This is a genomic window from Nonomuraea sp. NPDC003709 (assembly GCF_040610775.1).
Taxonomy (GTDB): Bacteria; Actinomycetota; Actinomycetes; order Streptosporangiales; family Streptosporangiaceae; genus Nonomuraea; species Nonomuraea angiospora_A.
Genome location: NZ_JBEXMW010000032.1, coordinates 66,909 through 92,969, shown reverse-complemented (window position 1 = coordinate 92,969; position 26,061 = coordinate 66,909). Strand labels below are relative to the sequence as shown.

Genomic DNA, 26,061 nt, shown 5'->3' with positions numbered 1-26,061 from the left:
GTCGAACTCCTCCGGCTCGACCCGTAACAGGTATCCGGCGTCCGCAGCGGCCCGAGAAGCCGGAACTTCACCTCACGCCGCCTACAGGGCGGATCCGCCCAGCCTTCGCAGCGCGACCCCGAGCAGGCGATCGCCCGCGAAGAAGCCGCGCTGCCGCGAGTCGACGCTATGGGGGTTGTCGCCGTAGACCACCAGCGAGCCCGCGGGCACGCGGTCCACACTGCCGTCGATCCCCGGCGGCACGGGGTCTCCCGGGAGGGCGACGGCGCGCTTGATGTTCCAGTGCCGGCCGTCCGTACCGGGAGGGCCGGGCAGGATCTTCCCGGTGGGATCGAGCGGGGGCTCGAGCACCACGACGTCGCCCTTGGACACCTGGTCGAGCCGGCGCCGCCGGACCAGGACGCGGTCGCCGTCGCTGAGTGTCGGGGCCATGCTCGTCCCGTTGACGGTGACCACCACGTAGCGCCGGCGAGCCACCAGGGCGGCGGTCACCGTCACGAGAACACCGGCGAGCAACCCCAGGCTGATCAGCTTCATCGCTCACCTCCGCTCGGCCCTATTGATCTTCGTGTGGTTAAGATCGCCGCCGACTCTCCGAACTGTCAACACCGGGGCTCTGTCGCGTGGCAGCGGCGATGCGTTCGGCCAGCTGCCGCGAGCACGCGACCAGCTCGGGCGGCCCCTCGATCGTGTACGGCACGCCCACCGCGGCCAGCATGACGGCCAGCCACTCCCAGGAGTCGGCGGCGGTGACGTAGCGGCACGTGTCGTCGTCGATCGCCTCCAGCGAGCCGGCCTGGGCCATCAGCCGTCCGGAGACGTGGGCCAGCGGGGCGGCGAACCGCACCACGCCATGGCAGGGGCTGCCCTGCGGGAAGACCACAGCCTCGCCGGAGGGCGGCTCGTGCGGAATGAACGTGGTGCCGGGAACGGCGAGGCGATCGATCCGGTCGAGGCGGAACGTGCGCCAGTCCTGGCGGTCGGCGTCCCAGCCGAGCAGGTACCAGTGGCCGCCGAACAGCACCTGCCGGTACGGCTGGACCCGGCGTTCCGTACCGCGCCCGGCGCGGCTGGTGTAGTGGAAACGGACGTCCTGGTGCGCGTGCGCGGCGGTGCCCAGCAGCTGCACGGTCCGCAGGTCCAACGGCCGGGCCACCCGCGACACGGCCTCGGTGGAGGCCGACAGCGCCTCGATCCGATGGCGCAGCCGTGGCGGGAGTGCCTGGCCGAGCTTGCGCAGCGCGCTGTCCGCCGCGGCGACGGCGCCGTCGGCGCGGGAGAGCGCGGCGAAGCGCAGTCCGACCACGGTCGCCACGGCCTCGTCGTCGGTGAGCACCAGCGGCGGCATGGCGCGGCCCGCCAGGAGCTGGTAGCCGCCGCCCGGACCCCGGAGCGAGGAGACCGGATAGCCGAGGTCGCGCAGCCGCTCGATGTCGCGCCGCAGCGTACGCGGAGAGGTACGCAGCGCCTCGGCGAGCGCGGCGGCCTGCCAGGCCCGGCCGTCCCGCAGGAGCGACAGGAGCTCCAGCAGCCGCTTGCTCGGATCGGGCATTCTGCCAGGTTCGCACATTGTGGCCATGATCTGACCACAACCCGGCCTAGCTTCACCGCATGGCACGCGATCACATCCGCATCGCCGGAGCACGGGAGCACAACCTGAAGGACGTCACCGTGGCCGTACCGAAGGGCCGGCTCACGGTCGTCACCGGCGTCTCCGGCTCCGGCAAGTCGTCGCTGGTCTTCGACACCATCGCGGCCGAGGCCCAGCGCCAGCTCAACGAGACCTTCACCGCGTTCGTCCGCAACCGGCTCCCCCGCTACGGCCGGCCGGACGTGGACGAGATCGAGAACCTGTCCGCCGCCATCGTCGTGGACCAGCGGCGCCTCGGCGGCAACGCCCGCTCGACGGTCGGCACGATCACCGACATCTACGCGCTCATGCGGCTGCTCTGGTCGCGGGCGGGCCGCCCGTTCGCCGGGTACTCGAACGCCTTCTCCTTCAACGATCCGCAAGGCATGTGCCCGCGGTGCGAGGGCCTGGGCACGACGCGTACCGTCGACGTCGACCGGCTCGTCGACCGCCGGCTGTCGCTCAACGAGGGCGCCATCCGCTTCCCCACGTTCCAGGTCGGAAGCTGGATGTGGCGGACGTTCGCCGAATCCGGCCTGTTCGACCTCGACAAGCCGCTGTCCGGCTACACGCCGCGGGAGTGGCAGGCCTTCCTGCACGGCGAGGGCGTGCCCGCGAGCCCGCGCGGCCGGAGCGGGCCGGCCGCCAACTTCGAGGGGCTGCTGCCGCGCTTCGAGCGGATCTGGCTGCCCAAGGACGTCGAGTCGCTCAGGGGCAGGACCCGGGAGGCTTACGAACGGGTGGTCACCGCGGGACCCTGCCCCACCTGTCACGGCGCCCGCCTCTCCGAGGCCGCGCTGTCCAGCCGGGTCGGCGGTCGTAACATCGCCGAGTGCGCGGCCATGGAGGCCGGCGAGCTGGTCGAGGTGATCAGGGCACTCGACGCCCCGGAGGCGCGGCCGGTGGCCGCCGCCGTCATCACCCAGCTGGAGCGCCTGATCTCGGTCGGGCTCGGCTACCTCACCATGGACCGGCCGACCTCGACGCTGTCCGGCGGTGAGTCACAAAGGGTCAAGATGGTACGCCACCTGGGCAGCAGTCTCATCGACATGACGTACCTCTTCGACGAGCCGAGCGTCGGCCTGCACCCGCACGACGTGGCCCAGCTGACCGCGCTCCTGCGTGAGCTGCGTGACAAGGGGAACACGGTCATCGTCGTCGAGCACGACCCCGACGTCATCGCGGTGGCGGACCACGTGATCGACCTGGGGCCGGGAGCCGGCCTGGACGGCGGCCAGATCGTCTACCAGGGCGACGTGGCCGGGCTGGCCGAGTCCGGCTCGGCCACGGGGCGGCACCTCCGGCACCGGCCGCGGCCGAAGGCGGTCACGCGCGGCCCGGCGGGGTTCATCGAGATCCGCGGCGCCACCCGGCACAACCTGGACGGCGTCGACGTCGACATCCCGGTCGGGGCGCTGACCGTGGTGACCGGCGTCGCGGGGTCCGGCAAGAGCACCCTCATCCGGGGCTTCCTGCCCCAGGTGTGTCCCGACGCCGTGCTCGTCGACCAGGCCGCGGTCCGCGGGTCCCGCCGCTCCAGCCCCGCGACGTACACCGGGATCCTCGATCCCGTCCGCGCGTTCTTCGCCGCAGAGAACGGGGTGAGCGCCTCGCTGTTCAGCCCGAACGCCGAAGGCGCGTGCCCGCGGTGCGGCGGGCTCGGCGTGATCTACACGGATCTGGCGTTCATGGACCCGATGGTCAGCACCTGCGAGGAGTGCGACGGCCGCCGGTTCACCCCTCGCGTCCTGCGGTACCGCCATCGCGGTCGCACGATCAGCGAGGTGCTCGACCTCACGGCACGGGAGGCGCTCGAGGTCTTCCCCGAACGGCGGATCCGCCGGGTGCTCGAGAGCCTCGTGGACGTGGGGCTCGGCTACCTGCCGCTTGGACAGCCGCTGAGCACCCTGTCAGGCGGGGAGCGGCAACGGCTCAAGCTCGCGAGCGAGCTTGACCGGCCCGGCCGCGTCTACATCTTCGACGAGCCCACCGCGGGGCTGCACATGTCCGACGTCGCCGGCCTCGTCGAACTGCTGAACCGCCTGGTCGACGGCGGCGCCACGGCGGTCGTGGTCGAGCACGACCTCGACGTGATCAGCCAGGCGGACTGGGTCATCGACCTCGGCCCCGGGCCGGGCCGCCACGGCGGGCAGGTGGTCTTCCAGGGCCCGCCACGCGACCTCGTCCACGCGCCGGGCTCCCTGACGGCCCGCCATCTGCGAGCACTCGGCTGACGCCTGGTGGCTTCGACCGAAGCCCGGCCGAACGGCGCGCAGGCAGGGCCGCGGTACTCGGCGTCGGCTCTGACCGTGGCACGTAACGGCCGCCAGCACTGCCGACACCGGCGAGAACTCGCCATACGTTCACCGTACGCTCGGCATCCCCCGCGCTGTCAGGAGGGTGGGCTGAGGGGGACGCTCGACACCGACAACCCTTGTGCCTCGTCATCGTTCCGGCAGGCGGCGAAGCCCTGCTCGAGAGCAGGGCCTCGTTCCGGGGCCGGCAAGGAGCGCTTCGAGCCGCCGGCCAGATCCGGAGCGAGCGCGCCTGCACGTTCCAGGCCACCTACGCTGCCGGCTCCGGCCGGTTCCGCTGGCTGACTATGACGGACGAAGACGAATGAATCAGAAGTGGCCGCGCATCCGTACTGCGCTCCAGTAGGTGTGGGCTACCAGATAGCAGTTCGCGTTGTACCGCCAATCCAGTTGGATATCACACTCGCGCCGCATCTCCGCATAGAAGACGGTGTCAAGGTGATGCCTTTTACTGGCACTGGTCCAGCCGACGTCGGGGTAATTGCGGTAGCTGAAGTCATGGCGGGTGCATGGCGGTCTGAAGTCCACCCGTTTGAACCCGAATATAGGCCCCCACCCCCAGACCGGCGGCTGGTCGGGCCCGGGGCGCGAACAGAGGTCGGTGCTCCAGTTGAAGTTGTAAACCCCGTAGTGGTCGAGGGTGTTTCGCGCCTGCCAGAACATGTTGCGGCTGGAATCGGTGTTCAACGTCATGAGGTACAACAGCGAACGTTTACTGGTCCAGAGGGTGCCGTACGCGACATTGCTGTCGGTGGTGCCCGCCCTGTTCTCCGCCGTCACCTTGAACTCGTAGTCGCCCCACTGGACGTATTTGAAGGTGAGCGAGGTCCTCACGACCGGGTAACCGCCCGGCGCCAGAAACCGCCTACTCGCCGATACCAGACCCAGTAATAAACGTTGCTCGTCGAGCTCGGATTCCAGTCGAGGTTGACGTATCCCAGGTGGCCATCCGCCCTGAGCGCGGTCGGTGCCTGGGGGGTAGGGGTCTAGGCCCGCCGCGCACCACGTTGGACGCTGGGCTCTGGTCGACGAGGTTCGCCGCGACAATCTTGAAATCGTACGGCTGGTCGTTCCACAGCGGGTATCCGAGCCGGGCGGAGGTCTTCAGAGTCGGGACCTGGAAGTAGTACCAGTCGCTGGAGGTGGCCGACTTGAAGAACACCCAGTAATAGACGGGGGGATCCGGGCTCGGCTGCCAGGACAGCTCGACCCTGCCATCGCCGGTGCCCGTGATTGCCAGACCCGTGGGGGCCCGGGGCCGGGTCATCCTCGGAGTGGCTTCCACCGTGTTGGTGGCGGAGCTTGGCCCGTAGCGGTTGACCGCGACGACCCGGAACTCGTAGCGGAAGTTGTTCCACAACGGTTTCTCCGCCCGTGCCTTCGAGTCGAGGGCCTTGAGGGGGAGGATGTAGCATCCGCTGCCGCCGTACGGTTTGAAGTGAACCTGATACCAGGGCCTCCGTATCGCGGCTGGGGTCCCAGTCGAGGTCGACGTATCCGTCGCCGACGTGGGTGACCCTCAGGTTGCTGGGTGGCCCGGGGAATCCGGGGATGTCGTCGGCCTCGGGCCTTGGCGTCTGCGCGGCGGGCTGGGACACCATGGACGGCGTGGCCGGCCTGGACGCGGACCCGGAAGCGGTGGAGGCGGTGACGGTGACGCGCGCGCGGTCCGACAGCGGCCCGTCGCCGGCCTCGTTGGTCCCCGCGACGGCGAACTCGTACTCGTGCCCGCCCGTGAACGGCCCCACCTCTGCCTGCGCGCTGGTCGCCGGATATTCGAGCTTCGTGAGCGTCGTCTCCCCGGCCGTGACGTCCCGGTAGTAGACCCAGTAGAAGGCCCCCTCGACGGCGTTCCATGACAGGGCGACCTTCCCGCCTGCCCGCGCGGTCGCGGTCAACCCGGTGACCTTCGGCGGCAGCGGGGGCATGGGCCGCGCGCTGACCACCGCGCTCGCGGGGCTCTCGCCTCCCTCATTCTCGGCGGTTACCTTGAACTCGTAGGTGTGGGAGTTGACCAGCAGCCCGAGATCGGCGCGGGGCTCAAGAGCGGGCAAGGACTGCTTGACGAACCCGGTCTCGCCGGCGGTGACATCCCGCCGGTACACCCAGTAGTGGCCGGCCGTGGCCACCTTCTGCCAGGTGAGCGTGACCTTCCGATCGCCGGCGGCGGACAGGCCCGTGGGGGCTCCCGGCCGCGGCATGTCGGCCACCGCCCTGGCCGGGGCGCTCGCCGGGCCTTCCCCGCCGTCGCCGACGGCGATCACCTTGAACTCGTAGGTGTGCCCGCTGAGCAGCCGATCGGCCGTCGTCGTCGTGGCCTCGACGGGCGAGTCCATCGGGGAGAACGCGGTCTGCCCCGCCGTGACGTCGCGCCGGTGCACCCAGTAGGCACCGGCCCGCTCGGCCGCGTTCCAGGTGAGCTTGATCGTGCCGTCAGTAGTGGCGGTCGCGGTCACGTTCGCCGGGGCCGCGGGCGGGCGCATGAGAGCGGTGGCGCTCACCACGGTGCTCGCCTGCCCCTCGCCCCCCGTGTTGAGCGCGGTCACCTTGAAGTCGTAGGCGGTGCCCGAGATGAGCGGTGAGGTCCGTACGGTGGTGGTTTCGGCGGGCAGGTCGAGCGGTGTGAAGTCGGTTGTGCCCGCGGCGCGGTGATACACCTGGTACGCGTCCGGTGCAGCTCCGGCCGGCACGGTCCACCGGAGAGTGACCGTCGCGTCCGCCCCGGCCGTCGCGGTCAGGCCCGTCGGAGCCCCCGGCACGGCGAAGTTCGCCGTCGTCTGGACGAGGTTGCTCGGTGCGCTTTCCCCGACGGTGTTGCTCGCCGTCACCTTGAACTCGTACTGGTGGCCAGTCTCCAGGGATTCGATCTTCTGCGTGGTGGCCTCACCGTCCTCCACTGCCGCCTGCGTGAACTCCGTCTCGCCTGCCGTGATGTCCCGCTGGTGCACCAGGTACGCCACCTCCTCCTCCGGCGCGGTCCACGTCAGCGTGACGTCGCCCGTCGTTCCGGCGGTGGCGCTGAGACTCGTCGGCGCGGGCGGGGCCGACCTGCTGCCGCGGGTGGTGACCACGCCGGTCGGCGTCCCTTCCACCCCGGCGGCGTTGACGGCCCGCACGTAGTAGGCGTAGTCGACGCCCGCGTCCAGCCCTGCATCCTGCAGGCTCCGCTGCGCGGTGGGGTAGCCCGTCCGGGCGAAGTGCGTCTGGCCGTTGCTGAGGTTCTTGCGGTAGACCCAGTACTCGAGTGAGTTGCCCGCCGGAGGCGTCCAACTGATCGTGGCGGTGCCGTCGCTGGACGTCTTCACGCGCAGACCGGTGGGCGCCGCCGGTCCGCCGCCCGACGTGGGCGGCCACGGCACCTCCAGGAACCGGGGCCGGTAACAACTCGCCCGGATCGGAGAGCTGCGGATGAACCCGGCCGTGTCACGTCCGTCGGTCTGCAAGCTCATCTCCTCCAGCCCGGCGAGGTCGTGCGCGTAAAGATCACCGACGGTTACGGTGTCCTGCAGCCCCGACCAGGTCGCGTTCACGGTGCCGTGCAGCGGCACAATGAGATGGACCACGTCCTCATGCTCGGAGCCCGCGCGGCACGGCTCGCGTTGAGCCGTCACCGGATGAAACCTTTTCACCTCCAGCACGGCCACGCCGAGATCGAGCACACGTGCGCTGGCGCAGAGATCCCCCCTGTCGATCTCCCGGCTCATATCCGCGCCAGCGGCCCAGTCTCTCCAAGTCATCACACGCGAACGAGACGTTTGTTCTCCATTCACCCGTATCCTCATTTCTCAAAGTCAGCGCAGAAGTCAGCGTTACCGGCGTATTTCGGGATGTCCAGCGCAGAGAATCGCCGAGATCTCAGCGCAGCATCCACAATCTCGATCGCGAGGTTCTCCCCAGTTTTTGGGATCAGCAGATCGGGACGTTTGCTTTTGCGACGGCGGCCACGTGGGCCGGATGGGTGAGCTGTGGATGGTGGCCGGTTCCGGGGATGACGGTCACCCGGGCGTCGAGGGTGGCGTCGATCAGCGGATCGAATTCGCCGGTGACGAGGCGAACCGGCACCGGGCAGGTGGCGGCCAGTGTCCGTAGCTCGGCGCGTTCACTGTGCCGTTGTGCTCGGTCGAGCCACCGCGCGGTTGCGCGTGCTCGACCCCGAGGTGAAGCTGGCCGTCGACACCCCCGGCGGCGTGGTCGTCGCCCTCGGCGCCACCGAGATCGCAGGCCGCGCGCAGCTGCTCTCCGGCTCGGCCACGCGGGGCGGGCGGTGCTGGTCAACGGCCTCCCCGGGATGCTCTCCCGGCGCGAGGACGGCACTCCACTATCGGTCCTCATGTTCATCGTCGCCGACGGACGGATCACGGGCATCGCGGCCCTGGTCGACCCGGCCCGGCTGGCGGCGATGGACCTGCCCGACCCGGCGTGAGTCGCCGACCGGAATCGTCAGAAACGGTAGTGCGCGACCGTGGTGCCCAGCCTGGAGAAGGCCGCGCTGAGCGCCGACAGTCGGGTCCACAGGCGCAGGGCCGGAGGGAACTGGTCGACCTCGGGCTCCCGAGTGAGCAGGATGTGCCGGATCAGGGTCAGTCGCGGGTTCCACCGTACGGGGTCGAGGCGGTCGAAGCCGGGGGACTTGAAGAGCGGGACCAGGAACCGGCTGCCGGAGTAGTGTTTCGCTGCCCAGACGGTGAATCTGGTGTAGACGTTGAACGCTATCTCCCCACTGGGAAAGTGGCTGGTGAGACGGTCCAGCAGCGTGATCATCTCTTCCTGGGAGAGGAAGGGCAGCACGCCGTCGGCGACGATCACGGCGGGGCGGTCGGCGGGGAGCGCCTCCAGCCAGCCGGGCTCGGTCAGGTCCGCGCCGATCCTGTGCGTGTGCGGCCGATCGGGGATGACCCGGTGCCGGGCGTCCACGACTTCGGGGAAGTCGACGTCGTACCAGTCCGCTGTGGGCGGCGGGTCGATGCGGAGGGCCCGGGTGTCGAGGCCGGCTCCCAGATCGATGCCGATCGCGTCGGGGTGGCGGGCCATGAACTGCTGGGCCACCTCGTCCAGCTTCTTGGCGCGCTGGGCGACGTCGATGGCCGAGGCCGCGCTCCAGCGGAGTTTGCGGTGGTCGTAGCCGGTCTTGTGGATGATCTCGTAGGCCATGCGGTCGCCGAGTACGGGGCGTGGCAGGCGGCTGTCGAGCGCCCGGCCGCACAGCGTCACCCACAGGGTTTCCTGCAGCGGGGTCAGGGTAGGAAGGGTCACCCCCATGATGTCCTCCAGGCTCAGGTGGTGGGCATGTCGCGTCGGGTGAATCCGGCCAGGCCGGCCGCGACGAGGGCCGCCGCGACGACGGTCATGACGATCAGTGGCGTGGCAGTCATGACCCCGCCGGGGAGTTTCGGTACGTGCTCGAAGACCGACAGGTCGATGACCCACTGGTCGAGCTGCAACTCCAGGCCGACCCAGCCGAACAACATGCTCACCATGGCCACCGCGAACGTGCCGGCGACCAGCCGGGGCAGCAGCCCGAACAGGGCGAACGCGACTCCGGTGAACACCCACACCACAGGGAGTTGCACGAGAGCGGCGGCCAGGAGGCGGGACAGCTCACGGGCGACGTCGCCGGTGTTGAGTCCGTGCGCCAGACCGGCGGCCGTCCCGAAGGCGATCAACCCGAGCACTGGGCCGAGCAGTATGAACGCGACGTGGCTGCCCGCCCAGCGCAGCCGGCGCACCGGGGTGGCCAGCAGGGGCTCGGCCCGCCCGTCGCGCTCTTCGTTCCTGAGCAGCAGCGCGGCCTGGATGGCGAAGCAGGCGCTGACCAGGCCGAGCATGGTCATCATGGGGGCGAGGAACTGGTCGACGAGCGTGCCGGGACCGCCGAGCCGGGCCAGCGCCTCTCGGGCCGCGGCGCCGCTGTTGTCCATCAGCGTCCCAAGGCTCGCCGACATCGCGCCGACCACGAGCCCGACCAGGGCGAGTCCGGCGAGCCTGCTGATCAGCGGCCCGCGGTGCAGCCGCCAGGCCAGCGCCAGCGGGCTGCGCAGGCGGGGTCCGGCGGCGGCCGGGCCCAGGCGGGCCTGGAACATGCCGGCGCCGAGGTCGCGCCGCTCCGACAGCGCCACGGCCAGCACGATCAGCGCCAGCACAGCGCCGGCCGCGAGCGTGAGCACCCACCAGCGTTCGCCGCTGTAGGGCCGCAGCGCCTCCGCCCAGCCGAGCGGCGTCATCCAGGACACCCAGGCAGGCCCGTCACCGGACTGCGCGGCGACGTCGCCGACGCCGCGCAGCAGGATCGCGGCGCCAAGCGTGCTGATCCCGATGGCGCGCGCGCCTCCCGCGCTGGTCGTGAGCTGCGCCGTCACCGCGCCGATCGAGGCGAACGCGCAGGCGGCCACCGTGAACCCGAGTCCGAGCGCCAGGGAGCCGGCGGCGGGCAGGCCCTGGCCGATCAGCGCCACCGCCGAGGCTATGCCCAGGACGAGGGCGGCCCCGCAGGTGACGATCAGGGTGGCGGCCAGGTCGGCGTGGCGGGACACCGCTGTGGCCCCGACCAGTTCGCGCCGCCCGGCCGCCTCTTCCGTACGCGTGTGCCGGATGACCGTGAGCAGGGCGAACAGCGCGACCATGAACGTGACGAATCCCGACCGCCAGGCGACGAGCTCGCCGAGGCTGGATCCGTTCAGCACGCCGTAGGCGATGGTGAAGGCCCTGGTGTGGACGCTGGTCTCGTAGTAGTGCTGGCGGGCCTCGGCCGTGGGGTACGCGCCGGTGAAGGCGCCGACGAACACCACCGGGATCATGCAGATGAAGGCCACCCACAGCGGCAGCAGCACACGATCGCGCCGCAGCACCAGGCGGATGAGCTTTCCCGTGCCGGCGAACGCGTTCATCGTCCTGCCTCCGTGTGCCGGCCCTTGACGTTCGCGCGGTCGTAGTGCCGCAGGAACAGTTCCTCCAGCGTCGGAGGCCGGCTGACCAGGCTGCGCACGCCGACCTTGGTGAGGTGGCGAAGTGCGAGGTCCAGCGCGGCGGCGTCGACGCTGAAGCGTACCCGGCCGCCGTCGGCGCGCAGGCCGTGCACGCCCGGCAGGCCGGCCAGCCCGTCCGGTGGGGCGGCCAGCTCGGCGTCGATGGAGGTGCGGGTGAGGTGCCGCAGCTCGGCCATGGTGCCGGTCTCGACGGTACGGCCGTCGCGGATGATCGTGATCCGGTCGCAGAGTGCCTCGACCTCGGAGAGGATGTGGCTGGACAGCAGCACCGTACGGTCACCCGCGCGCCGCACCTCCTGGATCGTCTGCCGGAAGACCTCCTCCATCAGCGGGTCCAGACCGGAGGTGGGTTCGTCGAGGATGAGCAGCTCGGCGTCGGAGGCCAGCGCGGCGACCAGGGCCACCTTCTGCCGGTTGCCTTTGGAGTAGGTGCGGCCCTTCTTGCGCGGGTCGAGGTCGAAGCGTTCGATCAGCTCGTCCCGGCGCCGCCGGTCGAGGCTGCCGCGCAGCCGGCCGAGCAGGTCGATGGCCTCGCCACCGGACAGGTTGGGCCACAGGGTGACGTCGCCGGGCACGTACGCCAGGCGGCGGTGCAGCTCAGCGGTCTGTGTCCAGGGGTCGCCGCCGAGCAGCCGGGCGGTGCCCGCGTCGAGGCACATCAGGCCCAGCAGAATCCGGATCGTGGTGCTCTTGCCCGCGCCGTTGGGCCCGAGGAAGCCGTGCACCTCGCCAGTCCGTACGACGAGGTCGAGGCCGTTCAGTGCCCGTGCCGGGCCGAACGACTTGACCAATCCGGCCATGGAGATGGCATCGGTCTCAGTCATCATGAGTGTCCTTGCGTGGTGGTGATGAGGAGAGGGCTAGAGATCGTCTCCCCGCTGGGCCTCCCAGGCGGCCTGGGCGGCTTTGACCATGGTGTCGTCGGCGTACAAGCCGTGGGTGTAGATCTCGAGCATGGGCAGCCCGATGCGCCGCAGCACGTCGGGACCCATCCGCTCGAAGCCGAGCGCGCGGGCCAGGGGTGGCGCCATGGTCAGCGTGGCCAGGCTCACCAGCACGGTGAGCACGGCCAGCGCCCGCACGTCGGAGGACTGGCGCATCGAGCCGCCGGCGATCCCGTCCCGGAAGAGCTGCTCGGTCTCCTCCACCAGCGTGTTGACGAACGTGGTGGCCGCGGAGGAGTCCTCCTCGATCGCGCGCACCATGTACTGCACATGGAGGCGGTACTCCTCCGAGTCCGACAGATATTCCTGGGACAGATCCCGCATGCCGATCAGGTCGGCCACGGTCCGGGCCCTCCGCACCAGGATCTGCAGAACGTGCTCGTCGCAGACGCTCCGCAGGTTGTCCTTGCTGCCGAAGTGCCGGATGACCAGGGCGGCGCTCACCCCCGCGGTGGCCGCGATGGCACGCAGGTTCGTCTTCTGGAAGCCGTCGCGGGCGAAGTGCGCGATGGCGGCGTTACGGATCTTGGCCTGGGCGGTCAGATCCGCCGAAGTGGCTGAACACACGTTTACTATAGTAAACACGTGTTCAGCACCGTGGCAACCGGGGTCAGAACGACCGGCTGACCAGCCACGGGTACGCGCGCACCGGCGGCGTCAACCGGGCCGTGGCGACCAGCGCGGAGCTGGCCTACGACGGCCTCGACCCGGCCGGGCGGGAGCTGACCCGGCAGCTGTTCCAGCGGCTGACGGCCGTCTCCCCCGACGGGCGGCTGACCCGCCGAACGATGGCGCTGACCGATGAGCCGGGGCTCGCCGAGGTCCTCGAGGTGTACGCCGGGCGGCGGCTAATCGTGGCCGACACCGGCTCCGCGCAAATCGCACACGACGCGCTCCTGACGAACTGGTCCAGGCTGCGCGGCTGGTTGGAGGCCGACCTGGCCGGCCACGCGCTGCGCAGCCAGCTGATCGACGATGCCTTCGACTGGGACGCCAGCGGCCAGGCTGCCGCCTACCTGTACCGGGGGGAGCGGCTGACCGCTGTCCTGAACGCCAGGTCGCGCTGGCGGGACAACCCGCTGACCGGAACCGCCGCGCGGTTCCTAGACGCCGGAGTCCGCGCGGAAACCCGGAGCCGGCGGCAGCGCCGTCGGGTGCGCGCCCTGTTCAGCGGGCTGCTCACTGTCGCGGTGCTGCTGGCCGGGATCGCTGTGGTCCAGGTACGGTCGGTGCGGCAGGAGCGGCAGGCGGCGCAGGAACAGCAGCGGGTCGCCATCGCCCGGCAGCTGATCGCCAAGGCAGAGGCGGCGCTGGACACCGACCCGCAGACCGCGCTAATGCTGAACGTGACCGCGCACCGGATCCACCCGGACCCGGAGACCTACTCCGCACTTCAGCGGGCGATCACCACCACACCGTACGCCGGGCAGCTGACCGGGGTTCGCAGCGAGGTCTCCTCGATCGCGTACGCGCACAGCGGGCGTTATCTGGCGGCCGGTTTCAGCTCGGGTGCCGTGATGCTGTGGGATCTGGGCGATCCACTTCGCCCGCGTCAGGTCGGCACGCCGTTCGTAGATCCCGGCAACGCCGAGATCTACGCGCCGTACGTGGGCGTGCTGGGGTTCTCGGCGGGCGACGACCAGCTGATCACCGGTGTCGCCGACGCGGCCGTGACGATCTGGGATCTGGCCGATCCGGCACGACCACGGCGGCTGGGCCGGAGGGTGATCGGCGAGCCCAACCAGCAGGCGGGCGCGTGGCTGTCGCCGGACGGGTCGATGCTCGGCACATCCAGCGAGAAGACCCCCGGACTGCAACTGTGGGATCTCTCGCAGCCCGGCCGGATCCGCAAGCTCGGAGCCCGGCTCGGCGCGCGCACACTGATCGACCAATTGGTGTCCTCCCCCGACGGTGGCCGGGTCGCCATGGCCGGGAACGGCCCGAGCGACGCGGTGACGATCTGGGACCTCAAACGGCAGCGGCTGCTCAGCAGCCTGTCCAAGCAGAACGACATCGTGGGTAGCCTCGCGTTCTCCGCGGACGGTGAGCAGCTTGCCCTGGGCGGCTGGTTCAAGGGCGTGGCGCTGTGGCAGATACGCGACCCTGCCGCCCCGCAGGCCGTAGGCACGATCCCGGTACTCGCGGTCAGGGCGGCGTTCGCCCCGCGTGGCACCACCCTGGCCGCGGAGGGCCTGCGCGACACCGGGGTAGTCCTTTACGACACGGCCAACCCCGTCTCGCCCCGGCAACCCGACCAACTGCGCGTGGATGCGGACCAAGGCCGCCTGGCGTTCTCTCCGGACAGCCGGATGATCGCGGGCGGCGACAGCGACGGCCGAATCACGCTGTGGAACCTGGAGAGAGCTGGTCGGCCGGCCACGTACGGCCCGCCTCTTGTCGGGCACCAGGACGGTGAATATAAGGATATTTACGCGCTTGCGCTGGCGGTGGACGGCTCGATGGTCGCGACCGGCGGACGGGACACGACCGTCGAACTGTGGGACACCGCCGACCCGGCCATGCCGCGCAGGCTCAGCGCGCTCACCGGCCACCACGGCCCATACGAGACCGGTGCGGTCGGCGGCGTCGCGTTCGCACCGGACGGCACCATGCTGGCCACCGGCGACGGCACCGGAACCGTGATCCTGTGGGACCTGGCCGACCGGGCGCGCCCTCGACGGCTGGCGCCCTCGCTCACCGGGCCGACCGGCATCGTCCGGTCACTCCTGTACTCCCCGGACAGCGCGACCCTCATCGTGGGCGGCGACAGCGGCACGATCTTCTGGGACGTCCGCAACCCGACCAGGGCACGCCGCCTGGCGCTGATACTCGAACAACTGCAGGTGATCGGCATCTGGCAGGTCAAGGACGGCCGAATACTGGCCGTCGTCCGGGGAACCGGCGTCGAGCCCGAGCCCGGCCTCCACGACCCGCTAGCCGTACCCGCAGGTGGCGGCCTGAACGGCCAGAAGGGCACCAGGCTGTGGGACATTACCCACCTTGCGCATCCGCGGCAGTTAGGCCTCGGGCTGATCGGGCACCGCGGGGACGTGGCCAGTGCGGCGCTGTCGCCGTCCGGGGACCTGCTGATCACTGCCGATAATCAGGGCGCCGCAATCTTCTGGAACCTCAGCGACCCCGTCCATGCCCGGCGACTCGGCGACCCGTTCGTTCCGTACGGCCGCAATGGATTCAGCCTGGCGGTCGCCCCTTCATCCGACATCATGGTCACCGGCGGCATCGACGGAAACGCGTTCCTGTGGGACCTCGGTAACCGGATCCTCCCCCGGCAACTGGGCATCGCCCTGGCCGCCAATCTCGACGCCATCGGGCACATGGTGTTCTCCGCCGACGGCGACACGCTGGCAATCTCCGGCACCCAGGGCGACGTCGCCCTATGGGACCTGCGTCCGGTGTACGACCTACGCCATCGGCTGGCCGCGACCGCGTGCCTGGTGACCGGCGGCGGCTTGAACCACGAACAGTGGACCCATTACATACCCGCCCTGCCGTATCAAGACACCTGCACGCAGTGATGCGAGGCCAGCCCCCTGCAGTCCGGGAAGGCGGTCCGATCAGGCAACGCCCGTACTGTCACGAGGCCGTCTCGTTCGAAAACACGGTTTTGCGCTGTGAGCTGGGTTTTTACTGCATGATCAGAGCGGTGGCCGCGACCATCTCGAGGTGTTGTTGTCGCTGATTTACCGGTTACTTAGGGGCTTGTTCGGCCTGCTGACCGTGCTGAGCCGCTCTGATTTGTCCAAGGACGTTGAGCTGCTGGTGCTCCGCCAGGAAAACCAGGCGCTCCGTCGGCAGCTCAATGGCCGTCCGCGGTGGGGACACGCCGACCGGCTCTGGCTCGCGGCGTTGTCGCGGTTGATCAGCCGCTGCCCGTGGGCGGAGATGTTCCCGGTCACTCCGGCGACCGATCTTACGCTGGCATCGCACCCTCGTGAGGCGTAAGTGGACCTTCACTGACAGACGACACCCGGGACACCCTTGCGCTCGCCAGCCGGTCAAGAAACTGGTCGTGCAGATGGCACAGCAGAACCCGGCCTGGGGGCACCGGCGAATCGAGGGTGAGCTGGCGCGCCTGGGCTATTCGATAGCGGCCTCCACGGTGTGGGAGATCCTGCACGGCGCCGGCATCAATCCCGCGCCCCGCCGGAGCGGGCCGACCTGGCGGCAATTCCTGACCGCCAAAGCCCACGCGATCATCGCCTGCGACTTCCTGGTGGTCGAGACGGTGCTGCTCAAGCGGCTGTATGTGCTGGTCTTCATCGAACACGGCACCCGGAGACTGCACCTGGGCGGAGTAACCGCGCGCCCAACCGGAGCATGGACGGTGCAGCAGGCCCGCAACCTGGTCATGGACCTGGGTGACCGCATCTCCGGGCCGCGGTTCTTGATCCACGATCGGGACCCGCTCTTCACCTCGGCCTTTCGTGAGGTCTTTGCAGCTGAAGGGCTACGGAGCATCACCACGCTGCCGCGGACGCCGAGAATGAACGCGATCTGTGAGCGAGTCATCGGTACCTTGCGCCGCGAACTCCTGGACCGGATCCTGATCCTCAACGAACGCCACCTGACTTTCGTGCTCCGCGAGTATCTGATCCACTACAACGGGCACCGTCCGCACCAGTCCCGGAACCAACGCCCTCCGGACATCGCAACGCAGCCTGCCTCCGACCTAGACGACCTACCATCCATCCGCCGAAAACCCGTCGTTACAGGAATGATCAACGAATACCAAACGCCGCATAGCCGCAGCTCAAAGCACGTAACTCAATATTCGGGCGGTACACGCCGACGAGAAGCGGAGGGAGAGTCATCGATGCGGCCGTACCGGCCGGATCCGCGTCGATGCGACGAGAATGAGCGCAGAACCACAACCGGCACGCCGGCCGGGGGGCCGCACGCGGCTGATCAGCAAGCGTCTGTGGGCGGCCACGCTCGAGATCCTGGCCGAGAAGGGGGTTGACGGCCTCCAGTACGAGGACCTCGCCGCGCGAGCACAGGTCGCTCGGGCGACGGTGTACCGACGTTGGCCGAATCGAGGGGACCTGTTCCGCGACATACTCGCGCGGTTCGCGGAGGCCTTTGTCCCCCTCCACGACTCCGGTGACATCCACGACGATCTGGTCGCGTTCGTCTATGCCTTCGCCGAGGCCTCCGCCACTCCGGAAGGTCGCGCGGTCCTGCAAATCCTGATGCGGAAGGCCGACGAGAGCGACGGCCTGCGCGAGGTAGCCCTGGAACTTCTTGAGCGGCGCACGGATGATCTGCAACTCCGGCTCGATGCGGCAGCGGCCCTTGGCCAGCTTCCAGCCGTCGATGCGCGTTTCGTCAACATGATGCTCGCCGGACCTGTGCAGTGGTTCCTTGTCCGCCGGACTCGACCATTCACCAGGGACGACGCGGACAAGGTCGTCGGCGTGGTCCTCGCCGGTTTGCGGCACGGAGATGCCGTATAGGTCTCGGAATCTTCGCGAGCGCGCGCTCGAGTGCCGTTCCCTGCGCGCCGCGCGGTGGAGGCCGACCGACCGCACCTAAAGAGATACTTTGTCTCATTAACGAGCGAGGTCGGCTCGCTTCGGCGAAAGGAGCCATGATGGCGAATGCGTCCAGCTTCGGATGGGCCGGTCACGTGCCGCCCGCGACGCTTGAGGAGTACTCCGAGAAGTACGCGGCGTTCTTCAAGATGCGTCGCGAGAACGGGATCATCGAGCTGCGGCTCCACACCGACGGCGGCCCGTACGTCCACAACTGGGCTGCCCACAACGCGTGGAGCCGCGTGTGGCAGGACGTGGGCAACGACTCGGAGAACCACGTGCTCATCATCACCGGCACGGGTGAGACCTGGTTCCAGGGCGACCCGCGACAGACGTGGCCGAAGCCGCTGGTCGAGGAGGAACCCGACTTCATCTTTCAGCAGACGATCGACGCCTGGAAGCTGATTGAGAACTTCGTCAACAACATCGACATCCCCACGATCGCCGCGGTGAACGGGCCAGGCATTCACACCGAGTTCGCACTCATGTGCGACGTTACCCTGGCCGCCGAGGACGCCGACTTCATGGATCCCCATTTCATGGTCGGCACCGCCCCCGGTGACGGTCTCGCGCTCGCGCTGCAGCATCTCATGGGGAGCAAGCGCGCCGCCTACGCGATCTACAGGGGCAGCTCCATCCCGGCACCTAAGGCGCTTGAGTACGGGCTCGTGAGCGACGTCCTGCCTCGCGAGGAACTGCTGCCCAAGGCGTGGGAGCTCGCGCGCGAGATCATGAAGCGGCCGCGATTCGCACGATGGGCGACGCACAACATCATCAACCGCCCCTGGCGCAAGCTCGTCGCGGAGGACTTCGGTTTCCACTTCTCGCAGCAGTCGCTCGCGACGGTCGGGTCGAAGGCGTTGATCCCCGACCCTGATCTGGTCGCGGACGCCCGCCAGCGCAAGGTCTGGTGAGACGGTGCCCGGGGGTGAGGGGGCGGTCACCGTTACCAACGGTGGCCGCACTTCCTTCCGGATCGACGGAGCGGGGCCCCCGGTTGTCCTCGTCCACGGACTGCAGATCGGGCAGGACCTCTTCGACGCACTCCGCCGTCACCTCATCGGCACGTTCACGGTCGTAACGTACGATCAGCGCGATCGGGGTGCCAGTGTCTTCGCCCCGGAGCCGTACACGATCGACGATCTTGCTGATGATCTCGCCGCGCTGATCTCAGCTCTCGGCTTCGACCAGGCCCACGTCCTGGGCACCTCCTACGGGGGAATGATCGCGCAGGCGTTCGCACTGCGGCATCCGAATCGATTGGACCGGCTCATCCTCGGCTCCACGAATCGGTTCCCCTTCGACCCCGACCGGCTTCCTGACGGCGTCCGCGCCCTTCTCGGGGCGCTTGAAACGGGCGATCACGCGCGAGCCCGAACTCTTCTGGCTCAGATGGCCCCCGCCGCTGCGAGATCGCGGGATCCGGAAGAGGATCCGCCGGAGTCCGCGAGCGAGCAGCTCGTGCGACGGTTTGCCGCCACGCGCGGGTTCGACACGCGTGGCCTCCTCGGCTCCGTCACGTCGCCGACCCTCGTGGTGCACGGTCGACGGGACGCAACGATACGGGTCGCCGACGTCCTGGCGATGGCGGAGGAGATCCCCGGCGCCAGCGTTCTGCAGCTCACGGACGCGGGTCACGCATGGGAGAGCGAACGACCCGAATCGGCGGCCGCGCTGATCGCAGCCTTCCTGACCGGCTCGGATTAGTGCAGGGAACGGGTCCCCGGCGGGGATCCGTTCCCTGAACGAGCTCTCAGCGGACGCGAACACCCGCGAGCCACACCTGACGGATCCGGCCTCGAATGCCTCGAAGATCGAGCAGGTCGCCGTCCACGACGACGATGTCAGCCAGCCCGCCCGGCTCGATGACGCCGAGATCGTCGTGCCCGAGCAGCTTCGCCGCGCTCGACGTCGCGGCTCGCCACGCCTCGATCGCCGACATGGAGGACGCCTCGGTCATGAGTCCCAGCTCGTCCAGGTTGCTGGCGGACGGGCTCCAGTACGGCGGGGTATCCGTTCCCATTGCGACCTTCACGCCGGCGTCGACCGCCAGCGCGAAGCTCGCGCGGTGAGCCTCGAGCGCCTCTTGGGCGAGTGCGAGACTTTCGGCCGGTATCGGTACCCCGCTTGCCGCCGCGTCGATGATGGCGCGCGTCGCCGAGAGCGTGGGGACCAGCCAGGCCTCGTTCTTCAGCATGAGGGCGACCGCCTCGTCGTCGAGATAGTAGCCGTGCTCGATCGAGCGAACCCCGTGACGCAATGCCGCTTTGATCCCCTCGGTCCCCTGCGCGTGAGCGAAGACGTAGGTTTCGGCTGCCGTAGCCTCCGCCACGATGGCTGCGAGCTCGTCGTCACGGAAGTGTGAATGCCGAGGATCGTCTCCCGGCGACATGACCCCGCCAGTCGTAGCGATCTTGATCACGTCGGCGCCGGCGCGCAGGACCTCCCGGACGCCACGCCGGACGCCGCCGGGGCCGTCCACGCCATCGACGATCGAGCGTGGTCGGCCAGGATGCTCGAGCATCATCGGCACCGAGCGTTCTCCGCCCGATGAGAGATGCAGATCGCTGTGCCCTCCGGTCTGTGACAGCATCACGATGGCGATCTGCAGCCGCGGCCCCTCGATGAGCTTGCGCTCGATCGCCTGCTTGACGCCGAGGTCCGCCCCCGCAGCGTCTCGCGCGGAGGTGATGCCCTGGTCCAGTAGCAGGGACAGATTGCGACCGGCTTCGAAGTACTGAAGCGAGAAGGCTTGCTGTTCGGTGCGCGCGACGTTGAGATCGCGCGCCATCACGTGGACGTGACAGTCGAACAAGCCCGGGACGATCGACATTCCGGTGCAGTCGATGACCTCGTCACCATCCAGGTCCACGCCTATCGCGACGACGCGGTCACCGGCCACGGCGACATCGGCGTCGGAGACGGACGTGCCGTCGAAGACGACGCCGTTCTTGAACACGGTACGAGAGTGCATGCGGGCTCGCTTCTCCTGGACTGATCCGGCTGGGCGCATGGGGCGCCGATCAGCATTCGACGACGTTGACGGCGAGGCCGCCGCGGGCGGTTTCCTTGTATTTGTCGCTCATATCCGCGCCGGTCTCCCGCATGGTCGCGATGACCTGGTCGAGGGAGACGTGGTGTTCGCCGTCCCCCCAGAGCGCCATGTTCGCGGCGTTGATGGCTTTGGCTGCGGCGATGGCGTTGCGTTCGATGCACGGGATCTGGACGAGTCCGCCGATAGGGTCGCAGGTGAGGCCGAGATTGTGTTCCATGGCGATCTCGGCGGCGTTCTCGACCTGCTGGGGCGTGCCGCCGAGGATCTCGGCGAGGCCGGCGGCGGCCATCGACGAGGCGGAGCCGACCTCGCCCTGGCAGCCGACCTCTGCGCCGGAGATGGACGCGTTCGCCTTGTAGAGGGTGCCGATCGCCGCGGCGGTAAGCAGGAACCGTTGGACGATGTCGTCTTCGCTGGTGGTCGTGGATCGGCTGGCCGGCGTGTTGTGCAAGGCGTAGTACAGCACGGCGGGGATGATGCCCGCGGCGCCATTCGTAGGCGCCGTGACGATACGTCCGCCGCTCGCGTTCTCCTCGTTCACGGCGAGGGCGACGAGGTTGACTCGTTGCTGCCAGTACCCGTTGGCGTGGTCGGGGTCTTCCGCGGCGAGACGGGCGGCCCATTCCCCGGCGCGGCGGCGTACGCCAAGGCCGCCAGGCAGAATGCCGTCGCGGGCGATCGACGAGCGGACACACGACTCCATGACCTCCCACAGACCTCGCAGTAAGTGCCGAATGTCGGTTTCCGAGCGCAGGACCCGTTCGTTCGCCATCATTACCTCAGCGATGCTGAACCCGGTCTCCTCGCAGACGGTGAGCAACTCGGCCGCGGTGCGGAACGGAAAGGGCCGACGCGCCGCCGGAGGTCCAGCATTTTCCTCGTCACCCTCCCGCACGACGAAGCCGCCACCAATCGAGTAGTACGTATCCGTGGCAAGCTCCGCGCCGGTGGAGTCGAACGCGGTGAAGGACAGCGCGTTGCTGTGCCGGGCGCGGACCGTCAGCGGGCGGAGGACGAAGTCTTCGACGCGGCAGCGGATGCGATGACGGTCGCCGAGAGCGACAGACCCCGTGTCCTCGATCACGGCGAGCTTTGCAGTGACCTCCGCTGGGGTCGCCGCATCGGGCCGGACTCCCTCCAGCCCGAGGAGCACGGCACTGAATGTGCCATGTCCGGCACCGGTCGCGGCGAGGGAACCGAAGATCTCCACGCGTACCTTGTCCACCCGATCGATGATCGTCTCGCCCGCGAGGCGATCGACGAACTCGGCAGCGGCTCTCATGGGGCCCACCGTGTGCGAACTCGAAGGGCCGATACCGATCTTGAAAAGGTCGAACACGCCGACAGTTGGCTCCGAGACAGTCATAAATGGCGACCGTACGCACCATGGCGGTCCCGATCCATGCGATGCAGGTTTCTATCGCAGAGGCGCTCCCGTACGTGGGGAAGACATCGGAAGCGGCACAAAATCGCCGGTTGCATTCCCGTTCGCGTCGAGGTGGCGGCCCTCCTTCTTGAGCGTCCGCAGCACCAACGATCGATCCGCGATAGCCACTTCCGGGATGTTCTCTTCGATCGCCACCTCGAGCCTCTGAACGTCCGCCAGCGTTTTCATCCAGACGGAGAGGACGAGATTGGACGGGCCGATAGTCGAGACGGCGAGGCGGATCTCGCTGATGCCGGCGAGGGCTGCCCCCGCCCGAGCGGTCAACCTGGCAGGGACCCGCAGGAAATACCATGCGTGCACGGGCCAGCCGGAGTGCGCCCGCGCGAGGTCGAGACGAACCACCAGGCGGCCGCTGCTCGCCAGCGCGGCCATGGTCTCCCGCACGCGCCGCTCACTGACATCCAGAACCCTCGCCATCGAGGCGATGGTCACACGCCCGTTCACACCGAGCAGTTTCAGAAGTTCACGCTCAAGTTGGGGGTCGATGCGCGCGGGTGCGGGCGTGTCAGCCGAGACCGTGCGTTTGACCGCGGCGACCTCGGCGGCGCTCAGCGAGCGGAGTCGCCACTGACCCGCGTCGGTGAACGGCGAGGAGAGGAGATGTGTCCGCGTCGTGCGGACGCCCTCAAGCCGGCTCATCCGGGTCATGACGTACTCGCCGAGGGCGTCCAGGCTCTTGGCGCCCACGATGACCAGCATGTCGCGGCCGCCTGCTGTGAGGTCGACGGTGAACGCCTCCCGATCGGCCGCCAGTGCCCGAGCGATCTCAAGGGTCGAACCAGGGTGGGATTCCACTTCGAGGATCGCGGAAGGTCCGCGAGCGTCAGCCCCCGGATGCCCGGTGATCCAGGCAAGGCCGTCGCCGGACAAGCGTTCCCAGCGGCGGGAAAGAGTCACCGGATCCACCCCCACGATGGGTGCGATCGCCGCCCATCGCGCCCGAGGGTGGATCTGAAGCGCGTGGATCAGTCGCCGGTCGATCTCATCCAGGCCGCGAATCTGCGGATTTATGTCTTCTTCATCCATAAACCGTCACTTTAGTGCCGTCAGCGTACGACTATCAGCACATAACCGGCCGGAAATCACCTGATCATGGTCTCGGCGATACGGTCACCGCGAGGACTTGGAGAACCTCGGCGGTGCGCTCGTCACGCCGAGCCTGATCGACGTCCGCACCCACTCCGTCTACACGGGCAACCGCGACGCCGGGCGCGATCACCCCGGCCGGTGGCGGCATCGGCTCCACCGTCACCGTGACGTGCGGCACCGACCCGTGAACCTGCGCGACGGCGCGCGCGAGCGCCTGCGTGAGATGAAGCGTCTACGTCCGTGCTGACATTGGAGTCATTGATGATGCGATTCGCCCTCCGCTCCCGATCGCCGTTTGGCGTCGTGGGCTTCCTGGTCGTCATGGAGCTGGGGAGCGGCATGCTGCAGGGGTGGTTCTCGCCTCTGCTCGCCGCGATCGGGCAGCAGTTCTCCATCAGTGCGAGTTCCCTCAACTGGGTCAACGCGATGTACATGCTGGTCACGGTCGCGTGCGTCCCGATCCTGGCGAAGCTCGGAGACATGTTCGGTCACAAGCGGCTCCTCGTCGCTGCGGCAGCACTCGTTGCCGTCGGCTCGCTGGTCGTCGCTCTCGCGCCGACCTTCGAGCTGTTCCTTCTCGGTCGCGCGCTTCAGGCGCCGCTTGCGGCTTTCCTGCCGCTCGAGTTCGCGATCGTCCGCTCCCGCGACGCGAAGTCGGCAAGCAGGAACATCGGCGTCCTGGTCGGTGCCCTCACTCTTGGCGCAGCTGTCGGCTCGCTCGCCTCTGGCCTGCTGTACGCCTCGACGCAGAACCTGAACGTGGTCCTGCTGTTCCCCGCGATCTTCATCGCCCTGTGCGTTCCGGTGGTGATCTTCCTCGTGCCCGAGACGACCGTACGCAAGAAAGGCCGCATCGACTGGGCGGGCGCGATCCTGCTCACGGCCGGTCTCCTCGCCACCCTCACGGGAATTTCGAACGGCGGCGCCTGGGGCTGGCTCGAGGCGAGGACCCTCTCTCTGGTGCTCGGCGGCGTCGCCGTGCTCACGCTCTGGGTGTTCGTGGAGCGCCGGGTGGAGAACCCCCTGGTCGATCTGTCAATGCTGGCGAAGAGCGGCATCGGCTTGCCGATCGTCGTATCCGCCCTCTTCGGAGCGCAGACCTACGGCGGGCAAACCGCGAGCTTCCTCTGGCTTCTCAGCGATCCGACCCGGGAGGGATACGGACTCGGTCTGCCCCCGGCCGCTGCCGGTGCCATCATCGTGCTCTACGCGATCGCCGCGTTCGCCGGGACGCTGCTCGGCGAACGCCTTGCACGGTGGGTCGCCCCGCCGAGAGCCGTCGCGCTGGCCGGCGTCGTCGCGGGGGCGAGCTTCGCCATCATGATCATCTTCTCCGGATCGGCGGCGATGTTCATCGCTTGGATGGCCTTGGGCGGTCTTTCCGCCGGTGTCCTCCTCGCCGTCCTCCCCTCGATCGTGGTGCGCAACGCACCCGCCGATTCCGTGGGCATCGCCTCGGCGTTGTTCAACACCGCGCGCACTGCGGCGGGCGCGGCCGCGGGCGCCATCTTCGCGCTGGTGATGTCTCTCTTCGTCACCACGCGGAGCGTCGAAGGATCGACCGCAGTGAGTTCGACGCCCCTGTCGTTCTTCGCCGTCTGGGGGATCTGCCTGGCGATCTCCCTGGCGCTCTCCACCCTCGCCCTGCGGATGCGCGTGGCGAGAGAACCGGACACCGACGAGACATCCACCGCCGAACCGATCGAGGAAAGATGACCATCGCAGAACGCCCTTCCAGTCCAGAATCGTCCAGCTCTGTCCGGGAGGCAATCCTCGCCTCCCGGACGGAATGGGAGGAGTCTGCGATCGCACTCAGCCGAGAGATACACCGAGTTCCCGAGATCGCCTTCCAGGAGCGCCACGCGTCGACCCTCGTCGCGCGAGAGCTCGAGGCGGCGGGCTTCGACGTCGCGATCGGCGCGTACGGACTCGACACCGCGGTCGAGGCAACCTATGGGAGCGGCGACGTGACCGTGGCGATCTGCGCCGAGTACGACGCGCTCCCCGGCATCGGTCACGCGTGTGGTCACAACATCATCGGCGCGGCAGCCGTCGGCGCGGTCATCGCACTGACGGCTGTCGCCGATCGAATCGGCCTCCGTATCAAGCTGCTCGGCACCCCCGCGGAGGAGCACGGCGGCGGAAAGGCGATCATGCTGGACGCGGGCGCGTGGGACGACGTCACGTTCTCCCTGATGGTGCACGGTGCTCTCGGCGAGGACGTCCGCTGCCTCGATGTCCGCACGCAGGCCGTGTGCCGATTGCACATCATGTTCCAAGGCCGGCCGGGACATGCGGGCGGGCCCACTCCGACCAGCGACAACGCCTCAAACGCGGCGACAATCGCACTCGTCGCCCTCGGTCTGCTCCGCCAGCATCTCCCCGACGGCGTTCGCGCCAACGCGTTCGTTTCCGAGGGCGGGCAGACGACCAATGTCATCCCCGCCGCGGCCGCCGTGCGTGTCGAGGTTCGGGCCGACACCCTTGAGGACCTGCAAGAGACACGACGACGAATTCTCACCTGCTTCGAGGGAGGAGCGACGGCGGCGGGATGCACATGGAGCTGGGATGAAGCGGAGCCGACATACGCCGATATGCGGCAGGATCCGATCCTGGCAGCCGCATGGGACCGCAGCCTTGCATCGCTCGGCCGCAAAATACGCGAACGGCCGCGCCCCGCGGCTGGGTCCACCGACATGGGAAATGTGTCGCACGTGGTGCCATCGATTCACCCTCTTATCGCGGTCCTCGGGAGTACGTCCTCGCCACACACCCCCGAGTTCGCCGCAGACGCGACAGGCCCGGCTGCGGAACGCGCCGCCATCGACGGCGCCCTGGCGATGGCTCTCACCGTCGTCGACGTCGTCACGGGACCTCACCTCGGTCAACTCTCACATGAGGCGTTGCGCGCGGGTCTCGAGCCCACCGGGACGTGAGTCGGGAAGGCCCCGACCGTCATCACCGGTACCGCGGTCATCGGAGGTCGGGCGTGTTTGAGAAGTGGTGATTCCAGCCGGTAAGGGACGGAGCCGAACGCGGCGGCCAG

General features: G+C 68.8%; 22 protein-coding genes and 2 pseudogenes. 12 read left to right on the top strand and 12 right to left on the bottom strand.

All coding sequences use genetic code 11. The features are described 5' to 3' along the window. Nucleotides 1–81: 81 nt before the first annotated feature. Together ABZX61_RS56640 and ABZX61_RS56635 are read right to left on the bottom strand one after the other, a co-directional pair. Entirely contained in the window at nucleotides 82–537 is a 456-nt protein-coding gene (locus tag ABZX61_RS56640; RefSeq protein WP_355209179.1) for a S26 family signal peptidase, read from the bottom strand. A gap of 37 nt (nucleotides 538–574) precedes the next feature. After that, nucleotides 575–1,552, bottom strand: coding sequence for a YafY family protein (locus ABZX61_RS56635; protein WP_355209176.1), 978 nt, complete (start codon nucleotides 1,550–1,552; stop codon nucleotides 575–577). Nucleotides 1,553–1,611: 59 nt separating this feature from the next. Between ABZX61_RS56635 and ABZX61_RS56630 the strand changes: the two genes are divergently transcribed. Beyond that, complete coding sequence (locus ABZX61_RS56630; RefSeq protein WP_355209173.1) at nucleotides 1,612–3,864, top strand: excinuclease ABC subunit UvrA; 2,253 nt, start codon at nucleotides 1,612–1,614, stop codon at nucleotides 3,862–3,864. Between the two features lie 390 nt (nucleotides 3,865–4,254). Here ABZX61_RS56630 and ABZX61_RS56625 read toward each other — a convergent pair whose 3' ends face one another. From ABZX61_RS56625 to ABZX61_RS56615, 3 genes are all read right to left on the bottom strand, one after another. Then, nucleotides 4,255–4,779: a phospholipase A2 gene (locus ABZX61_RS56625; RefSeq protein ID WP_355209170.1), complete on the bottom strand. Its 525-nt coding sequence runs from the start codon at nucleotides 4,777–4,779 to the stop codon at nucleotides 4,255–4,257. A 152-nt stretch (nucleotides 4,780–4,931) separates the two neighbouring features. Then, nucleotides 4,932–7,508: a fibronectin type III domain-containing protein gene (locus ABZX61_RS56620; protein WP_355209167.1), complete on the bottom strand. Its 2,577-nt coding sequence runs from the start codon at nucleotides 7,506–7,508 to the stop codon at nucleotides 4,932–4,934. Nucleotides 7,509–7,851: 343 nt separating this feature from the next. Further along, the gene (locus ABZX61_RS56615; RefSeq protein WP_355209249.1) at nucleotides 7,852–8,277 is read right to left on the bottom strand and encodes an alpha/beta hydrolase; all 426 of its coding nucleotides are present in this window, start codon (nucleotides 8,275–8,277) and stop codon (nucleotides 7,852–7,854) included. On the opposite strand from ABZX61_RS56615, the gene ABZX61_RS56610 reads away from it, so the two are divergent. After that, entirely contained in the window at nucleotides 8,210–8,368 is a 159-nt protein-coding gene (locus ABZX61_RS56610) for a hypothetical protein (protein WP_355209255.1), read from the top strand. The two genes, ABZX61_RS56615 and ABZX61_RS56610, sit on opposite strands and share 68 nt — an antisense overlap. Nucleotides 8,369–8,385: 17 nt before the next feature. Here ABZX61_RS56610 and ABZX61_RS56605 read toward each other — a convergent pair whose 3' ends face one another. Genes ABZX61_RS56605 through ABZX61_RS56590 form a run of 4 tightly spaced genes read right to left on the bottom strand, consistent with a single transcriptional unit; the run spans nucleotide 8,386 to nucleotide 12,439 of the window. Continuing rightward, nucleotides 8,386–9,198, bottom strand: a complete 813-nt coding sequence (locus tag ABZX61_RS56605; RefSeq protein ID WP_355209164.1) for a class I SAM-dependent methyltransferase — start codon at nucleotides 9,196–9,198, stop codon at nucleotides 8,386–8,388. Between the two features lie 20 nt (nucleotides 9,199–9,218). Beyond that, the gene (locus tag ABZX61_RS56600; protein WP_355209161.1) at nucleotides 9,219–10,829 is read right to left on the bottom strand and encodes an ABC transporter permease; all 1,611 of its coding nucleotides are present in this window, start codon (nucleotides 10,827–10,829) and stop codon (nucleotides 9,219–9,221) included. Further along, nucleotides 10,826–11,752 (bottom strand): ABC transporter ATP-binding protein, encoded by a 927-nt coding sequence (locus ABZX61_RS56595; protein ID WP_355209246.1) that lies wholly within the window; start codon nucleotides 11,750–11,752, stop codon nucleotides 10,826–10,828. The genes ABZX61_RS56600 and ABZX61_RS56595 overlap by 4 nt, the downstream gene beginning before the upstream one ends. Nucleotides 11,753–11,788: 36 nt before the next feature. Then, the gene (locus ABZX61_RS56590) at nucleotides 11,789–12,439 is read right to left on the bottom strand and encodes a TetR family transcriptional regulator (protein WP_355209158.1); all 651 of its coding nucleotides are present in this window, start codon (nucleotides 12,437–12,439) and stop codon (nucleotides 11,789–11,791) included. Between the two features lie 56 nt (nucleotides 12,440–12,495). Here ABZX61_RS56590 and ABZX61_RS56585 point away from each other — a divergent pair, with 56 nt between their 5' ends. The 7 genes and pseudogenes from ABZX61_RS56585 (at nucleotide 12,496) to ABZX61_RS56555 (ending at nucleotide 19,131) form a co-directional block, all read left to right on the top strand. Next, on the top strand, nucleotides 12,496–15,408 hold the full coding sequence (locus tag ABZX61_RS56585; protein WP_355209243.1) for a hypothetical protein: 2,913 nt from the start codon (nucleotides 12,496–12,498) through the stop codon (nucleotides 15,406–15,408). A gap of 148 nt (nucleotides 15,409–15,556) precedes the next feature. After that, on the top strand, nucleotides 15,557–15,835 hold the full coding sequence (locus ABZX61_RS56580; protein WP_355209155.1) for a hypothetical protein: 279 nt from the start codon (nucleotides 15,557–15,559) through the stop codon (nucleotides 15,833–15,835). A 73-nt stretch (nucleotides 15,836–15,908) separates the two neighbouring features. After that, nucleotides 15,909–16,853 carry an integrase core domain-containing protein gene (locus ABZX61_RS56575; RefSeq protein ID WP_355209240.1) on the top strand — a complete coding sequence of 315 codons (945 nt, stop codon included), beginning with the start codon at nucleotides 15,909–15,911 and terminating at the stop codon, nucleotides 16,851–16,853. Continuing rightward, nucleotides 16,831–16,887: pseudogene (locus ABZX61_RS56570) on the top strand (hypothetical protein); the annotation flags it as partial. The gene ABZX61_RS56575 and the pseudogene ABZX61_RS56570, both read left to right, overlap by 23 nt. A gap of 18 nt (nucleotides 16,888–16,905) precedes the next feature. After that, nucleotides 16,906–17,346 (top strand): TetR-like C-terminal domain-containing protein, encoded by a 441-nt coding sequence (locus ABZX61_RS56565; protein ID WP_355209237.1) that lies wholly within the window; start codon nucleotides 16,906–16,908, stop codon nucleotides 17,344–17,346. Nucleotides 17,347–17,480: 134 nt separating this feature from the next. Then, nucleotides 17,481–18,338: an enoyl-CoA hydratase/isomerase family protein gene (locus tag ABZX61_RS56560; protein ID WP_355209152.1), complete on the top strand. Its 858-nt coding sequence runs from the start codon at nucleotides 17,481–17,483 to the stop codon at nucleotides 18,336–18,338. Between the two features lie 4 nt (nucleotides 18,339–18,342). After that, nucleotides 18,343–19,131 (top strand): alpha/beta hydrolase, encoded by a 789-nt coding sequence (locus ABZX61_RS56555; RefSeq protein ID WP_355209149.1) that lies wholly within the window; start codon nucleotides 18,343–18,345, stop codon nucleotides 19,129–19,131. A 46-nt stretch (nucleotides 19,132–19,177) separates the two neighbouring features. On the opposite strand, the gene ABZX61_RS56550 is transcribed toward ABZX61_RS56555, so the two are convergent. The 3 genes from ABZX61_RS56550 to ABZX61_RS56540 form a co-directional block, all read right to left on the bottom strand. Next, entirely contained in the window at nucleotides 19,178–20,383 is a 1,206-nt protein-coding gene (locus ABZX61_RS56550) for an amidohydrolase family protein (protein ID WP_355209147.1), read from the bottom strand. Nucleotides 20,384–20,447: 64 nt separating this feature from the next. Further along, the gene (locus tag ABZX61_RS56545; RefSeq protein ID WP_355209144.1) at nucleotides 20,448–21,845 is read right to left on the bottom strand and encodes an L-serine ammonia-lyase; all 1,398 of its coding nucleotides are present in this window, start codon (nucleotides 21,843–21,845) and stop codon (nucleotides 20,448–20,450) included. A 51-nt stretch (nucleotides 21,846–21,896) separates the two neighbouring features. Beyond that, nucleotides 21,897–22,952, bottom strand: coding sequence for an Lrp/AsnC family transcriptional regulator (locus ABZX61_RS56540; protein ID WP_355209141.1), 1,056 nt, complete (start codon nucleotides 22,950–22,952; stop codon nucleotides 21,897–21,899). Between the two features lie 91 nt (nucleotides 22,953–23,043). Between ABZX61_RS56540 and ABZX61_RS56535 the strand changes: the two are divergent. The 3 genes and pseudogenes from ABZX61_RS56535 to ABZX61_RS56525 form a co-directional block, all read left to right on the top strand. After that, nucleotides 23,044–23,235, top strand: a pseudogene (locus tag ABZX61_RS56535) (imidazolonepropionase); the annotation flags it as partial. Nucleotides 23,236–23,276: 41 nt separating this feature from the next. Further along, entirely contained in the window at nucleotides 23,277–24,731 is a 1,455-nt protein-coding gene (locus ABZX61_RS56530) for an MFS transporter (RefSeq protein WP_355209138.1), read from the top strand. Continuing rightward, complete coding sequence (locus ABZX61_RS56525; protein ID WP_355209135.1) at nucleotides 24,728–25,951, top strand: amidohydrolase; 1,224 nt, start codon at nucleotides 24,728–24,730, stop codon at nucleotides 25,949–25,951. Before ABZX61_RS56530 ends, ABZX61_RS56525 begins: the two co-directional genes overlap by 4 nt. The last annotated feature ends 110 nt before the right edge of the window (nucleotides 25,952–26,061 follow it).